Below are 13,719 nucleotides of genomic sequence, written 5' to 3' on the forward strand. Positions count from 1 at the left end.
CCGCAGCCCCCCGCCCCCGTAACGCGACAGCCCCACCGGAAACGCCATGGAGAGAGATGACCGACGACATCTTCGCGACGAGCGTGTTCTTCAAGCTCGCCATCGGGGGCAACGACCTGGGCGCCTTCCACACCTGCTCCGGGCTCGGCGCCGAGGTGGAGATCGAGCAGTACGGCGAGGGCGGCAACAACGGATTCGCCTGGCAGCTCCCCGGCCGCATCACCTGGTCCCCCATCACCCTGACCCGCCCGGTCACCGAGGACACCACCAAGATCGCCCGCTGGCTCGACGAGATCGTCCACCGCGTCGAGCCCAAGGACGGCGAGATCGTCGCCCTCAAGCCGGACCTCACCCGCATCATCAGCTGGCAGGTGCTCGGCATCGTGCCGGTGCGCTGGCAGGGCCCCTCCTTCGACCCGGCGAGCTCCCAGGCCGCGGTCGAGACCCTGGAGATCGCGCACGAGGGCCTGCGGCCCTCCTGACCCCGCCCGCACCGAGCACCGAGAACCCCTGAGGGAAGGAGGCGGGCATGTCACCCGCGGCCCGCACGAGCCGTGCCCGCGCACAACTGACGATCAAGGAACCGCCCGCGAAGGTCGGCTCCCGGCCGGGCGGCACGCTCGCCCGGCTCTCGTTGCAGTTCAACCCCGCCACGCTGACGCTGAGCAAGAACACCGAGTGGCGGCGCACCCCGTCCCGGATGGCCGGGCAGTCCGCGCTGCCGGAGTTCGTCGGCAGCGGCCCCCGCTCGCTCTCCTTCGACGTCTTCCTCGACGCGACGGCGACGCACGACAACTCGGTGGAACGGACGGTCCAGCAGCTGATGGTGGCGTGCGTGCCCACGCCCAAGAGCCTGGCGCGCAAGACGCCCGCCAGCCCCTGGGTGCGCTTCGACTGGGGCACGTCCAGGACGACGTCGTTCGACGGCGTGCTCTCCAGCCTCTCCGTCGTGTACACGCTGTTCGACGTCGACGGCAAGCCGCTGCGGGCCACCTGCTCCCTGTCGATCGAGGAGGCGAGCGTCGACCCGCCCGGCCAGAACCCCACCTCCGGCGCGCGCGAGGCCCACGGCACCCACCGGGTGGTCGCCGGCGACAGCCTGCCCCTCCTCGCGTGGCGCGAGTACGGGGACCCCACCGCGTGGCGCACCATCGCGGAGGCCAACGACATCGACGACCCGATGCTCCTGACGCCCGGCACGGAACTGGTCGTGCCGGGGCTGGAGGACCCGGCGGCGGGAAGGCCGGCACGGGCGGGGGAGTGGGCGGCGGAGCCCGACGGGGCCGGGGCACCGGTGCCGGTGGGGCGGCCCGCCCGGGCGGGGGACCGATGAGCGACGCCGAGCGCGGCGGCCGGTCGTTCGCGGCCGACCCGATCGTCGAGGCCCCCGGGGAACTGCCACCGGTCTGGGCCACCCAGCTGGTGAGCTGCGTGGTGGACGAGAACGTCGGCCTGCCCGACGCGGCCGTGCTGACCTACCGCGACCCGAACCACGAACTGCTCACCGGCACCGGCATCACCATCGGCACCCAGCTGAAGATCTCGGTGGTCACGGTGCGCGGGCGGGCCAGGGAGCGGCTGTTCACCGGCGAGGTGACGGCCGTGGAGCTGGACACCGACACCACCGGCTCGTTCACCGTGGTGCGGGCCTATTCCGCGGCCCACCGGCTCCAGCGGGGGCGGAAGGTGGTGGCCTACCGCAACATGACCACCGCCGACATCGTCCGCAAGGTCGCCGCCGGGGCCGGGCTCCGCTGCGGCAGGGTCGAGGCCGCGCCGGTCACCCACCAGCAGCTGTCCCAGGCCAACGTCTCCGACTGGGAGTTCCTCCAGTACCTGGCCGCCGAGAGCGGCGCGCACCTGCGCATCGACGACCGGGGCCTGCTCCAGTTCGTCCGGCCCGAACCCGCCGCGTCGGCGCCCGCGCCGTCCACCTCGGCCGTCCGCGACCCCATGGTCCTCGAGTACGGCCGCAATCTGCTGGCCCTGCGGGCCGTGCTGACGGGCGCCGACGGGGCGGGCAGCGTCGAGGTGCGCGGCTGGAACGTCACCACCAAGAAGCCGCTGGTCGCCCGGAAGCCCTCGGTGCGCAGCAGCACGGTGGCCCCGGGCCTGAGCCCCTCGGTGGTCGGCGGCGCGTTCGGCGCCTCGGCGCGCGTGACCGTGGCCGACACCCCGTACCGCACCCAGGCCGGGGCGAAGGCCGCGGCCGACGCGCTCGCCGCCTCGGTGAGTTCGGGCTTCGGGGAGATCGAGGCGGTCGCCGAGGGCAACCCCAGGCTGCGGGCCGGCCGGCCGGTCGCCCTGGGCAATGTCGGCGCTGCCTTCTCCGGCCGCTACACCGCGACCGCCGCCCGCCACGTCATCGAGCCCGGCGGCGGCTATCGCACGACCGTCCTGGTCAGCGCCGCGCCCGACCGCTCCCTCGCCGGGCTGGCCACCGGCGGGAACGCCCCGCACCGCGGGCCGCGGATGCCGGGCCTGGCCATCGGCGTGGTCACCGACATCCGGGAGACGGGCGGGGGCCAGCGCGGCTGGGTGCGGCTGACGTTCCCCTGGCTCGACGACACCTATGTCACCGACTGGGTCCGCACGGTGCAGTGGGGTGGCCGGGGCGGGGGCGGCGTGTTCAGCCCGGAGGTCAACGACGAGGTGCTGGTCGGGTTCGAACAGGGCCTCCTGGACTGCCCGTACGTCCTGGGCGGACTGTACAACGGCGTCGACCGGCCGTCCCCGCACGACGTACCCCTGGTCGATCCGACCAGCGGCAAGGTCAACCGCCGCTCCCTGGTGTCCCGTTCGGGCAACCGACTGGAGCTGCTCGACGCCCCCGCCGGTCCGTCCGGCGTCCGGCTGGCCACCGGCGACAAGCGCCTGGAGATCCGGCTCGACGAGCGGCGCGACCTGATCGAACTGACCGTCTCGGGGCCGGGCGGGGGCCGCGCCCTGAGCACCGTGACCCTCTCCCCGACCGGCATCACCCTCGACGCCGGGACGGGGGAGGTGAGGCTGAGCGGCGGCTCGGTGACCATCGACGGCGCGCGGGGCGTGACCGTCGACGGCGGCCCCCGGGCCACGGTCCGGGCCAGAACGGGAGCCGTGGACGTGAACGGGGCCTCGGTCTCCGTCCGGGGCAGAACGGACGTGTCCGTCGACGGCGGCCTCCTGGCGGTCCTCAAGGCCAAGCTGATCCGCCTCAACTGAGCGTGCCGGGCGCCGAGGTCCCGCCGCCCCCCGCCACCCCCTTCGAACGAGGAGAAGCCACCATGCCCCCCGCGGTCCGCACGGGCGATCCCACCGCCCACGGAGGTCTCATCGGCGGCCCGCCGCCCGGCCCCGCCCTGGTCACCGTCCCCACCGTACTGATCGCCGGAAAGCCGGCCGCCGTCACCGGGAGCCTGCACGCCTGTCCGCTCCACGCGCAGCTCGGCCCCGCCAATGTGATCCTGCCCGGGCCGGGCGCGGCGGCCACCGGCCAGGTGCTGATCGGCGGGCTGCCCGCCGCGCGCGGCCGGGACCTCACCACCTGTGGGGCGATGGTCCTGGGCGGCGCGCCCCACGTGCTGATCGGGGGGCCGCTGTGAGCGAGCGGTTCATCGGCCGCGGCTGGGGCTTCCCCCTGCGCGTCGGCCCCACCGGCGGCATCGGCATGGTCGAGCGCGACCGGGAGATCGAGGAGGCGATCCGGCTGGTGCTCGGCACCGCGCCCGGCGAGCGCCCGATGCGCCCCGAGTTCGGCTGCGGCATCCACGACTACGTGTTCGCGCCCGGCGACGGCGCCACCGCCGGGCGCATCGCCCACGAGGTCCGGGCCGCGCTCGAACGCTGGGAGCCGCGGATCGAGGTCACCGATGTGGTGATCGCGTTCGACGCGGTCGACGAGGGGACCCTCTACATCGATGTGCGCTACACCGTGCGCTCCACCAACGACGCGCGCAACCTCGTCTTCCCCTTCTACTCGATCCCGTCCGCCGAGGGCGCCGCGGCCGCGGGTGGCGCGGGCGTCGCGGGCGCCGCGGACGAAGGAGCGCGCTGATGGCCCTGCCCTCGCCCAACCTGGACGACCGCCGCTTCCAGCAGCTCGTCGACGAGGCCAAGAGATATGTGCAGCAGCGGGCCCCCGAGTGGACCGACCACAACGTCTCCGACCCGGGGGTCACGCTCATCGAGACCTTCGCCTACATGGTCGACCAGCTCCTCTACCGGCTGAACCGGGTGCCGGAGAAGAACTACGCGGCCTTTCTCGACCTGCTCGGCGTCCGGCTGTTCCCGCCCGCCGCGGCGACGGCGGAGGTCGACTTCCGGCTGTCGGCCCCGCAGCCGGAGACCGTGGTCCTGCGCGCCGGCACCGAGGTCGCCACCGCGCGCAGCGAGACGGAGGAGGCGGTGGTCTTCCGCACCACCGAGGACCTGCCGATCGTGCCGAGCGAGCTGATCCGGCTGGTGACCGCGTCCGTCGCGGGCGAGCAGACCGACCGCACGACACACCTCGCCGAGGGCCGTGACGTGCCGTGCTTCCAGGCCCGGCCCGAACCCGGTGACGCGATGCTGTTCGGCCTGCCCGCCGCCGTGCCCCGGTGCATCGTCGCCGTGCGCCTCGACAGCCGGGTGGAGGGCGTGGGCGTCGACCCGCGGCAGCCGCCCCTCGTCTGGGAGGCGTGGGACGGCGGGCGCTGGACCGGCTGCGAGACCGGCGCCGACACCACCGGCGGCCTCAACCGGCCGGGGGAGGTGACCGTGTACGTGCCGGCCGGGCACACCGCCTCGGTGGTCGCCGGCACCCGCGCCGGCTGGCTGCGCTGTCGGGTCACCGCGCCGGAGGAGGGGCAGCCGTTCTACTCCGAGTCGCCCACGATCCGCGAGGCCGAGGTGTTCACCGTCGGCGCCACCGCCACCGTCGAGCACGCCGAGGTCGTGTCCGATGTGCCGCTCGGCGTCTCCGAGGGCGTCCCGGGCCAGCGGTTCACCCTGAGCCGGCCGCCCCTGCTGCTGGACGGCGAGCCCCCGGTGGTCCAGGTGTCCACCGCGGAGGGCTGGGAGACCTGGACCGCCGTCGAGCACTTCGGCGGCTCCGCCCCGGACGACCGGCATGTGCTGATCGACGCCACCTCCGGGGAGTTCGCCTTCCCGCCCGCCGTACGGGAGCCGGACGGCACCCTGCGCACCTGCGGCGCGGTGCCCGCCAAGGGCGCCCGGCTGCGCGTCCCCCGCTACCGGACGGGCGGTGGCGCGGCCGGCAACGTCGCCCGCGGCGCGATCTCGGTGCTGCGCAGCTCCGTGCCGTACGTGGCCGAGGTGGTGAACCGCGAGGCGGCGCGCGGCGGAGTCGACGGCGAGAGCGTGGAGAACGCGAAACGGCGGGCGCCCCATCTGCTGCGCGTCCAGGAGCGGGCCGTCACGGCCGAGGACTACGAGATCATCGCCCGCGAGGCGGCCCCGTCGGTGCGGCGGGTCCGGTGTCTGCCGGCCGTGGCCGGCGAGGGCGGCGCCGTACGGGTTCTCGTCGTGCCGGACGCGGTCGCCGACGAGGGGGACCGGCTCCGGTTCGAGCAGCTGATCCCCCCGGAGCAGATGCTGACCGCGATCACCGCCCGGCTGGACGAGCGGCGGCTGGTCGGCACCCGGCTCGTGGTGGAACCCCCTGCCTACCAGGGCGTCACCGTCGTCGCGCGGCTCCTCGCGACGGCCGCGGACGGGGACCGGGTGCGCGAGGACGCGCTCGCCGCGCTGTTCCGCCACCTCAACCCGCTGCGCGGCGGGACCGACGGCACCGGCTGGGCGTTCGGCCGGCCCGTGCAGTACGGGGAGGTCTTCGCCGTGCTGCAGGGCGTGCCCGGGGTCGGCCTGGTGGAGGAGATCCGGCTGTTTCCCGCCGACCCGATCACCGGGCGGCGCGGCGCCCCGGTCGAACGGGTCGACGTCGCCCCCAACGCGCTGGTGTTCTCCTACCAGCACCATGTGGCCGTCGCCGCGGCCGGCCCCGACGGGCCCGGCGGCTTCGGGGGTTCCGGCGGACCCGGCGGCTTCGGCGGTTCCGCCGGCGCCTCGTGAGCAGGGCCGCCATCCCCGGGCTCGCCAGCCGCTACCCGCTCGGCGCGCTGCTGCCCGCCCTGTACGCGGACGACGACCTGGCGCAGCGGTTCACCGCCGGGCTCGACACGGTCCTGGCCCCCGTGCTGTCCACGCTGGACAACCTGCCCGCCTACCTCGACCCCGAGCTCACCCCGGCGGACTTCCTGCCCTGGCTGTCGTCCTGGGTGGGCATGGACCTCGACCCGGCGTGGCCGGACGAGCTGTGCCGGGCCGTCGTCGCGCGCGCGGTCGAGCTGCACCGGTGGCGCGGGACCCGCCGGGGGCTGGTCGAACGGCTGCGGCTGTGTCTGGGGGTGGAGGCCGAGGTCGTCGACGGCGGCGGCGCGACCTGGTCGACGACCGCCGACTCGGCACTGCCGCCGGCGCCCTCCGGTGAACTGCTGGTACGGGTCCGGCCGCTGGGAGCGGCGGACGTCGACGAGCGAGAGGTGCTCGCGGTGGTCAGGGAATGCTGCCCGGTCCATCTGGCCTGTCGGGTCGAGATCCTGACCGGCCCGCCCGCGCCCGGCGGGCAGGACGACGGGCGGGACGGCGGCCGGAACGACGGGCAGGGCGGAGAACGCCGGGACGAGGACCGGGGAGGGAGCGACGGTGGGGACCACGAAGGGGGCTGATGTCGTGCGAGCGTGCCCGTCATGCGGAGCGACCAACAGAGGGGACGACGACTTCTGCGGAAACTGCGGCGCGTATCTGGGCTGGTCCGAGCGGCCCGAGACGCCGGCGCCGGCCCCCGGGGGCGAGGCACCGCCCGTACCGCCGAACCCGGAACCGGCCGAGCCACCGCGTACGGAGCCGTCCCCACCGCCGCGTACGGAACCGGCCGAGCCACCGCGTACGGAGCCACCGCGTACGGGGCCGGCCGTCCCGCCGCGTACGGGATCGGCCGCGCCGCCACGGGACGCGGAGCCCGCCGGTCCGCCGCCGGGCCCCGAGCCGGCCGCACCTCGGAAGCCCGAGGCGGAACCCGTGGTCGCGGTCCGGCCCGCGAAGCCGGTCGCCCCCCGCCCCGTCGTACGGCCCCTCACCGCTCCCGTCGAGGCGGACGGCCCCCCGTGCCCGGTCTGCGGCACGCCCAACCAGCCGGGGCGGCGGTTCTGCCGGCGCTGCGCCGCGCCCCTTCGGGCGCCCGAACCGGTGGCGGCCCTGCCGTGGTGGCGCACGGTGTGGCCCTTCCGCCGCCGGGTGCGCGGCGGCTCGGGCCGCGCCCTGCGGCGGCTTCTGGTGTTCCTCGTGGTGGCGGGGCTGGTGCTCGCCGGCTTTCTGCTCCTGCCGGCGGGCCGCGCGGTCTACGAGGATGTGCGGGACAAGCTCGGCAAGGCTACGGAGATCGGCCCGGTCGCGGTCACGGCGAGCGCCCAGGCGCCAGGCCACCCCGCCACGGCGGCCACGGACGGGCTGACCAACCGCTACTGGGGCGCCCCCGCCCTCGGCGACTCGGTGACGTTCACCTTCGGCGCGCCGTTCCGCCTCGTGGACGTCGTCGTGCACATCGGCCCCTCGGCGGCGGCGCAGGAGTTCCGGCGGGAGCCCCGGCCCGTCCGCGCCGACCTCGTGGTGACGGCGGCGGACGGCACGGAGCGCACCAAGGCGTTGACGTTCAACGACAAGCCGGGCCCGCAGACCGTGCGGACGGCCTTCAGCGACGTCGTCGCGGTACGGCTCGTGGTGCGGGAGGCGGCCGGCATGGCGCCCGGGCACCCCATCGCCCTCGCCGAGGTGGAGTTCTTCAAGCGGAGCTGAACCCTCGCGGTGCGGCGCGGTCACGGATCAGCGGTGCGGCGGGGCCGCCGGGAGGGCGGCCCCGCTGTCGCTCACTGCACTCCGGAGAGGTCGACCGTCCAGGACGCGTCGCCCGCGGCCCGGGCCACGATCGGCTGCGGATCGTCCGGGTTGTCGGGGTCGAACTCCGAGACCAGCGTGTGGGTGACCACCGGGCTGGTCCAGGCGGGCAGGTCGGCGTTCCACGGGCCCGTCGCCCGCGCGACCTTCCAGCGGAAGCTGACCGTGTAGGTCTTCAGCCAGTAACCGGGGGTCATCCTCGCGGTCGTGGTGAAGCCCGGGTCGTCATTGAAGACGATGCTGTTCTGACCGTCGACGATGACCGAGTTCTGGTAGCGCGGCTTGTAGGGGCCGTCCTGGACCCAGTCACGCTGCGCGGCGTGCTCGCGAGCGCCCCTGGGGCCGGGGACGATCTGCACGTTCCGGTCGGTGACCTGCTGCCAGAAGTGGTAGTTCGAGGAGACCCGCTGCGGTGCGTTCGGCGGGTTCCGCAAGGTGGCGGCCTGGGTGAACCCGATGCTCTGGTCCGCGTTGAGCCGCTGGGTGGCCGGGCCGCTGTAGGCGGAGGTGAACTCCAGGGTCGGCCGGTCCATGTCGGGCGGCTCGCGCTTGCTCGACCTGGTGTTGCGGCGCTGCGGCGGAGGACTGTCGCCGCCCTTCAGCTCGGCGGCGCTCCGATCCCGCTTGGCCGGCATCCGCTGGACCGCGCCCTCGACCGCGCCCGACGCCTCGACCGCGCCGGATGCCTCGGCCGCGGCCTGCCCGCCGTCCCGCGCCACCGGCTCGCGCGCCGCCGTGTCGAGCGGTGCCGCCAGGGCGCGGGTGGCGTTGGCCTCCGCCGCGCGCTCGAAGCGGTCGGACGGGTCGGAGACCCTGAGCCCGTCGCCCCGGTCGGTCCCCGCGACGGGGCCCTGCCGCTGCTGGATGACATGGGTCAGCTCATGGGCCAGGGTGTGCCGGTCGGCCCCGCCGTCCCCGATGACGACATGGTGACCCGAGGTGTACGCCCGCGCCCCGACCTCGGCCGCGGAGGCCCGGGCCGCGCTGTCGGTGTGCAGCCGCACATCGGAGAAGTCCGCGCCCAGGCGCGCCTCCATCTCCGTGCGCACCCCCTCGTTCAGCGGACGCCCGGGGGAGCGCAGCACGTCGTGCACCGACGAGCGCTGGACGTCGCCCACCGCGGAGCGCTGGACCGGGGGCCGCCCGGCCCGGCCCCCCGCACAGCCCGCGCCGTGCCGGTGCCGCTCCTCCCGGACCATGCGGGACACGGCGGCGTTGCCCACCGTGCGCTGCAGGGCCGGCATTGCCGAGGGCGGTGGCGCGCCCGCGCCGGGGCGCGGCGGGCGACGCGCGGCCGAGGGCGCGGCCCGGGCGGCCGCGCCTGAACGTTCGGTCGTTCCGTCCTTCTCCCGGGCGTGCACGGTCCACCGGTCCCTTCCGCCGTCGCTCGGGGCACCCGGCGGCGAGGAGCGCTCTCCTGACGGTGCCGCGCGGCCCCGTGGGCTCACGAGCCCCGACCCTAGCGCCGGGCCCCGGCGACCGTCAGGGGCCGGGAGGGCAGGGCTCGTTGCCCGACGGGGCCGCGCGGACCGCCCGGTCGGTCCGGCCCGCCGCGACGCCCGGCCCGCCGCGAGACCCGGCGCGCCGCCCGTCCGCTCAGGGCTCCACCACGATCTTGCGGCCCGTGCCCGCCGCGAACCGGTCGAGGGCCAGGGGGTAGTCCTCCAGCGGCAGCCGGTCGCTGATGAAGAGGGCCGGGTCGAGGATGCCGGCGGCGAAGAGCCCGGCCGCCCGCTCGTAGCTGTGCAGGACGGCCATCGAGCCCAGGATCGTGATCTCCTGGTTGTAGATCCGGTACGGCTCGATGACCGCGGTCGTCCCCTGGTCGGCCACCCCGAACTGGAGGAACGTGCCGCCCTTGGCCACCCGGCCGAGGCCGTCCTGGATGGCCGCGGCGTCGCCGGTCGCGTCGATCACGTACTCCCAGCCCCGCGGCCGGTCGAGGTCGTCCGCGTACGCCGCCGCGCCCGACACGCCCAGCGCGCGGGCGGCCGCGAGGCGTTCGGGGTTGGTGTCGAGCACGTCGACGCGGGCCGCCCCGGTCCGTTTGGCCAGCTCCAGCATCATCAGGCCCATGGTGCCCGACCCGTAGATGAGGACGTCGGCGCCGAGGGTGCCGGCGCTCAGGACGTCGTAGCCGCGCACGGCGCAGGACAGCGGCTCGATGAGCACGGCGTCGCGCACGTCGACGTGGTCGGGGAGCCTGACGCAGTTCGCCACCGGCGCGACGGCGTACTCGGCGGCGCCGCCCGGGGCCGTGACCCCGATCGCCCCCCACCGGTCGCACAGATTGCCGCGTCCGGCCCGGCAGTAGCGGCACTCGTGGCAGTACAGGGAGGGGTCCACCGCCACCCTGTCGCCCACGGACAGTTCGGTGACCGCCCGGCCGACGCCCACGACCTCGCCCGCGAACTCGTGCCCCGGTACGACGGGCAGCGCGGGCGCGAACTCGCCCCGGAGAATGTGCAGATCCGTGCCGCACAGCCCGCAGGCCGCCACGTCCACGACCACGTCGCGGGGCCCGGGCACCGGGTCGGGCACGGTGGTGACGGTGACCTCGCCGGGCGCCTCGATGAGCGCAGCCCTCATTTCACGGCTCCAAGGGAAAGGCCCTGGACGAGCTTGTCCTGGGCGGCGAAGCCGGCGGCGAGCACCGGCAGGGATACGATCACCGACGCGGCACACATCTGGGCGAGGAACAGGCCCTGGCTGGTGACGAACTCGGTGAGCAGGACGGGGGCCGTCCGGGCGGTGACGCCGGTGAGGACGCGGGCGAACAGCATCTCGTTCCAGCTGAGGATGGCGCAGATCAGCGCGGTGGCGGCGATGCCGGGTCCGGCGACCGGGGCGACGATCCGGAGCAGGACGGTGGGCAGCCGGGCCCCGTCGACCCGGGCCGCCTCGACGAGGGAGACCGGGATGTCGGCGAGGAAGGACTGGAGCATCCACACGGCGATCGGCAGGTTCATCGACGCGTAGAGGACGACGAGGAGCCAGATGTTGTCCAGCAGGCCGGCGTCCTTGGCGAACAGGTACACCGGCAGCAGGCCCGCCACCATGGGCAGCATCTTCGTGGACAGGAAGAAGAACATCGCGTCCCGCCACCGGCGCACCGGCCGCAGGGACAGCGCGTACGCCGCCGGCAGGGCCAGGGCGAGCACGAGCAGCGTGGACAGGACGCTCGCCGTCGTGGAGTTGATGAGCGCGGGCCACGGGTCGGCGCCGCCCTCGGCGTCGAAGAAGGCGCGATAGCCGTCGAGGGTGAGGCCGGCGGCCACGGACGGCGGGTTGGTGGCCGCGTCGGCCTCGGAGTGCAGCGAGGTGAGCACCATCCAGCCGACGGGCAGGAAGAAGGCGATGCCGAGCAGCCAGGCGAGCAGCCCGAGGGCGGCCGAACGGCGGCGCGCGCGGGGACCGGTGCGGGTCACGCGCGGCTCACCTCCGCGCGGAACAGGGACGAGACCACCCGCAGTGCGAAGGTCGCGATCAGGATCGTGCCGATCACCACGAGCACCCCGGCGGCGGAGGCGAGCCCGTACTCATGGGCCTGGTAGAAGGTCTGGTGAATGGTGTACGGCAGATTGGCGGTGCCGAGCCCGCCGGAGGTGAGCGTGAACACGGCGTCGAAGTGCTGCACGATGTGGATCGAGCCGAGCAGCACGCCCAGTTCGAGGTAGCGCCGCAGGTGCGGCAGGGTGAGGTGGCGGAACGCCTGCCAGGCGGTGGCGCCGTCGAGCCGCGCCGCCTCCATCGCCTCGGCGGACCGGCTGCGCAGCCCGGCGAGCAGGATCAGCATCATGAACGGCGTCCACTGCCACACCAGGGCCGCCTCCACCGCGAGCAGCGGGGTGTCCGTGAGCCACTCGGGCTGGGCGGGGGAGCGGTCCCCGAGGAGTCCCGCGAGCCATGCCCAGGCGCCGTTGAGCAGCCCGTACTCCGGGTTGTAGAGGGCGTGCTTCCACAGCAGCGCGGCCGAGACGGGGACCAGCAGGAACGGCGTGACGAGCAGGGTCTGTACGAGGCCCCGGCCGCGGAACGTACGGTTCAGGAGCAGGGCGAGCAGCAGCCCGAGGACCACGGAGAGGGCCACGACGGTGGCGGTCAGCACCACGGTGGTGAGGACGGAGTCCCGCAGCGCGGCGTCACCGGCGACGGCGGCGTAGTTGTCGAACCCGGTGAAGCGGCGAGTGTCGGGGGAGAGCGAGTTCCAGTCGAAGAACGAGATGACCAGCGTCGCCACGAAGGGCAGTTGGGTCACCGCGATCAGGAAGACCAGGGCGGGCAGCAGGGGAGCGCGCCTCGCCCAGGCGCGCGCTCGGCCCTTCGGCACCCGTGCGCCACGCGGCAGCGGCGCCCGCTGCCGCGCGGGGGCGCTCGGGGAGCGGAGGGTCATCGGTACTCCTTCGCGACCTTCTCCGCCAGCTCCTGCGCCGTGCGCAGGGCGGCGTCGACCGACTGCCGGCCCGCGATGGCGGCGCTGATCTCCTGCGAGACCTTGGTGCCGAGGTCGGCGAACTCGGGGATGCCGACGAACTGGATGCCGGGCGCGGGCCGCGGCTGGACGCCCGGGTCGTCGGGCCGGGCCGAGCGGATCGCGTCGAGCGTCACCCGCGAGAAGGCGGCGGTCGCCTCGGCGTACCGCGGATCGGCGTAGGTGGAGGCGCGTTTGCCGGCGGGCACGTCGGCCCAGCCGATCGCGGTGCCGACGAGCTCCTCGTACGCCGTGCCGGAGGCCCAGGAGATGAACCGCCACGCCGTGTCGGCCTTCCGGGACGCCTTCTGAATGCCCCACGCCCAGGTGTAGAGCCAGCCGGAGCTCCGGGTGCGCTCGACCGGGGCCGGGACGTAGCCGATCCTCCCCTTCACCGGAGAGCCGCTCGCCTCCAGCGAGCCCGCCGCGGCGGTGGCGTCGTACCACATCGCGGTCCTGCCCTGGGTGAGGTTGTTGAGGCACTCGGCGTAGCCGGCCTGCGGGGCGCCGGCCTCGCCGTGCTCGCGCACCAGGTCGACATAGAACCGTGTCGCCTCCGTGAACTCGGGGGAGGTCAGCGCCGCCCGCCAGTCCTCGGTGAACCAGGTGCCGCCCATGGTGTTGACGACGGTGGTGAGCGGGGCCGTCATCTCGCCCCAGCCGGGCAGCCCGCGCAGACAGATGCCCCGCATGCCGGGGCGCGCGCCGTCGGCCTTCGCGGCGAGGTCGGCGACCTGGCGCCAGGTCGGCCGGGCGGGCATCGTCAGGCCCTTCTCGGCGAAGACGTCCTTGCGGTACATCAGGAACGACGACTCGCCGTAGAAGGGCGCGGCGTAGAGCCTGCCGTCGGCGGCGGTCAGCGATCTGCGCAGCGGTTCCAGGATGTCGTCGCGCGCGAACCCCTTGTCCCCGGCGGCCAGCGCGTCCAGGGGGTGCAGCCAGCCGTTCCGGGCGTAGCTGGGGACCTCGTAGTTGCTGACGGTGGCGATGTCGTACTGGCCGGCCTGGTGCGCGAAGTCCTGGGCGATCCGCTCGCGTACGTCGTTCTCTGGGAGGACCGTGAAGTTGACCCTGATCCCGGTCTCCTTGGTGAAGTGCTCCGCCGTGAGCTTCCGTAACGTGATCATCTGCGGGTTGTTCACCATGAGGACGTTCAGGGCGTCACCGGACGTCCCGCCGGCCCCCCGGCACCCGGCCACCACCATCAGGAGCGCGGCCACGAGCGCGCCGGCCCGCAGGCCGATGGCACCTCGTCCGAGGCGAGCAGGCATGACGTCTCCCAGGAGGGGCGGAACGGGTGAGGGCCGGGCGGGGGA

At 74.7% G+C, this 13,719-nt stretch carries 12 protein-coding genes and 1 pseudogene; 8 read left to right on the forward strand and 5 right to left on the reverse strand.

Annotation, left to right across the window (positions count from 1 at the left end; translation table 11 throughout):
* Positions 1 to 56: 56 nt before the first annotated feature.
* The 8 genes and pseudogenes from ACSNOD_RS19330 (at position 57) to ACSNOD_RS19365 (ending at position 7,833) form a co-directional block, all read left to right on the forward strand.
* On the forward strand, positions 57 to 482 hold the full coding sequence (locus ACSNOD_RS19330) for a phage tail protein (RefSeq protein ID WP_436768228.1): 426 nt from the start codon (positions 57 to 59) through the stop codon (positions 480 to 482).
* Between the two features lie 47 nt (positions 483 to 529).
* Positions 530 to 1,237: pseudogene (locus ACSNOD_RS19335) on the forward strand (CIS tube protein); the annotation flags it as partial.
* A gap of 92 nt (positions 1,238 to 1,329) precedes the next feature.
* Entirely contained in the window at positions 1,330 to 3,204 is a 1,875-nt protein-coding gene (locus ACSNOD_RS19340; RefSeq protein ID WP_436768229.1) for a VgrG-related protein, read from the forward strand.
* 62 nt (positions 3,205 to 3,266) lie between these two features.
* Entirely contained in the window at positions 3,267 to 3,584 is a 318-nt protein-coding gene (locus ACSNOD_RS19345) for a PAAR domain-containing protein (protein WP_436768230.1), read from the forward strand.
* Positions 3,581 to 4,036 (forward strand): GPW/gp25 family protein, encoded by a 456-nt coding sequence (locus ACSNOD_RS19350; protein WP_436768231.1) that lies wholly within the window; start codon positions 3,581 to 3,583, stop codon positions 4,034 to 4,036. The genes ACSNOD_RS19345 and ACSNOD_RS19350 overlap by 4 nt, the downstream gene beginning before the upstream one ends.
* Entirely contained in the window at positions 4,036 to 6,051 is a 2,016-nt protein-coding gene (locus ACSNOD_RS19355; protein WP_436768232.1) for a putative baseplate assembly protein, read from the forward strand. The genes ACSNOD_RS19350 and ACSNOD_RS19355 overlap by 1 nt, the downstream gene beginning before the upstream one ends.
* Positions 6,048 to 6,707 carry a phage tail protein gene (locus ACSNOD_RS19360; RefSeq protein WP_436768233.1) on the forward strand — a complete coding sequence of 220 codons (660 nt, stop codon included), beginning with the start codon at positions 6,048 to 6,050 and terminating at the stop codon, positions 6,705 to 6,707. Before ACSNOD_RS19355 ends, ACSNOD_RS19360 begins: the two co-directional genes overlap by 4 nt.
* 352 nt (positions 6,708 to 7,059) lie before the next feature.
* Positions 7,060 to 7,833 carry an NADase-type glycan-binding domain-containing protein gene (locus tag ACSNOD_RS19365; RefSeq protein ID WP_436768234.1) on the forward strand — a complete coding sequence of 258 codons (774 nt, stop codon included), beginning with the start codon at positions 7,060 to 7,062 and terminating at the stop codon, positions 7,831 to 7,833.
* Positions 7,834 to 7,904: 71 nt separating this feature from the next.
* On the opposite strand, the gene ACSNOD_RS19370 is transcribed toward ACSNOD_RS19365, so the two are convergent.
* From ACSNOD_RS19370 to ACSNOD_RS19390, 5 genes are all read right to left on the reverse strand, one after another.
* Positions 7,905 to 9,176, reverse strand: coding sequence for an eCIS core domain-containing protein (locus tag ACSNOD_RS19370; protein ID WP_436768235.1), 1,272 nt, complete (start codon positions 9,174 to 9,176; stop codon positions 7,905 to 7,907).
* Positions 9,177 to 9,528: 352 nt separating this feature from the next.
* A complete protein-coding gene (locus tag ACSNOD_RS19375) occupies positions 9,529 to 10,521 on the reverse strand; it encodes a zinc-dependent alcohol dehydrogenase family protein (RefSeq protein ID WP_436768236.1) in 993 nt (330 codons plus the stop codon).
* A complete protein-coding gene (locus ACSNOD_RS19380; protein WP_436768237.1) occupies positions 10,518 to 11,360 on the reverse strand; it encodes a carbohydrate ABC transporter permease in 843 nt (280 codons plus the stop codon). Before ACSNOD_RS19380 ends, ACSNOD_RS19375 begins: the two co-directional genes overlap by 4 nt.
* On the reverse strand, positions 11,357 to 12,325 hold the full coding sequence (locus ACSNOD_RS19385) for a carbohydrate ABC transporter permease (RefSeq protein ID WP_436768238.1): 969 nt from the start codon (positions 12,323 to 12,325) through the stop codon (positions 11,357 to 11,359). Before ACSNOD_RS19385 ends, ACSNOD_RS19380 begins: the two co-directional genes overlap by 4 nt.
* Positions 12,322 to 13,674, reverse strand: a complete 1,353-nt coding sequence (locus tag ACSNOD_RS19390) for an ABC transporter substrate-binding protein (protein ID WP_436768239.1) — start codon at positions 13,672 to 13,674, stop codon at positions 12,322 to 12,324. Before ACSNOD_RS19390 ends, ACSNOD_RS19385 begins: the two co-directional genes overlap by 4 nt.
* Positions 13,675 to 13,719 lie beyond the last annotated feature (45 nt).

Origin of the sequence: Streptomyces sp. URMC 123, assembly GCF_051386515.1 — a bacterium.
Classification (GTDB): domain Bacteria; phylum Actinomycetota; class Actinomycetes; order Streptomycetales; family Streptomycetaceae; genus Streptomyces.

What these genes read in the sequence shown, in the direction of transcription:
- ACSNOD_RS19385 (WP_436768238.1), bottom strand. Translation starts at nt 12,325, where the DNA reads ATGACCCTCCGCTCCCCGAGCGCCCCCGCGCGGCAGCGGGCGCCGCTG.
- ACSNOD_RS19370 (WP_436768235.1), bottom strand. Translation starts at nt 9,176, where the DNA reads ATGCCGGCCCTGCAGCGCACGGTGGGCAACGCCGCCGTGTCCCGCATG.
- ACSNOD_RS19375 (WP_436768236.1), bottom strand. Translation starts at nt 10,521, where the DNA reads ATGAGGGCTGCGCTCATCGAGGCGCCCGGCGAGGTCACCGTCACCACC.
- ACSNOD_RS19330 (WP_436768228.1), top strand. Translation starts at nt 57, where the DNA reads ATGACCGACGACATCTTCGCGACGAGCGTGTTCTTCAAGCTCGCCATC.
- ACSNOD_RS19340 (WP_436768229.1), top strand. Translation starts at nt 1,330, where the DNA reads ATGAGCGACGCCGAGCGCGGCGGCCGGTCGTTCGCGGCCGACCCGATC.
- ACSNOD_RS19390 (WP_436768239.1), bottom strand. Translation starts at nt 13,674, where the DNA reads ATGCCTGCTCGCCTCGGACGAGGTGCCATCGGCCTGCGGGCCGGCGCG.
- ACSNOD_RS19345 (WP_436768230.1), top strand. Translation starts at nt 3,267, where the DNA reads ATGCCCCCCGCGGTCCGCACGGGCGATCCCACCGCCCACGGAGGTCTC.
- ACSNOD_RS19355 (WP_436768232.1), top strand. Translation starts at nt 4,036, where the DNA reads ATGGCCCTGCCCTCGCCCAACCTGGACGACCGCCGCTTCCAGCAGCTC.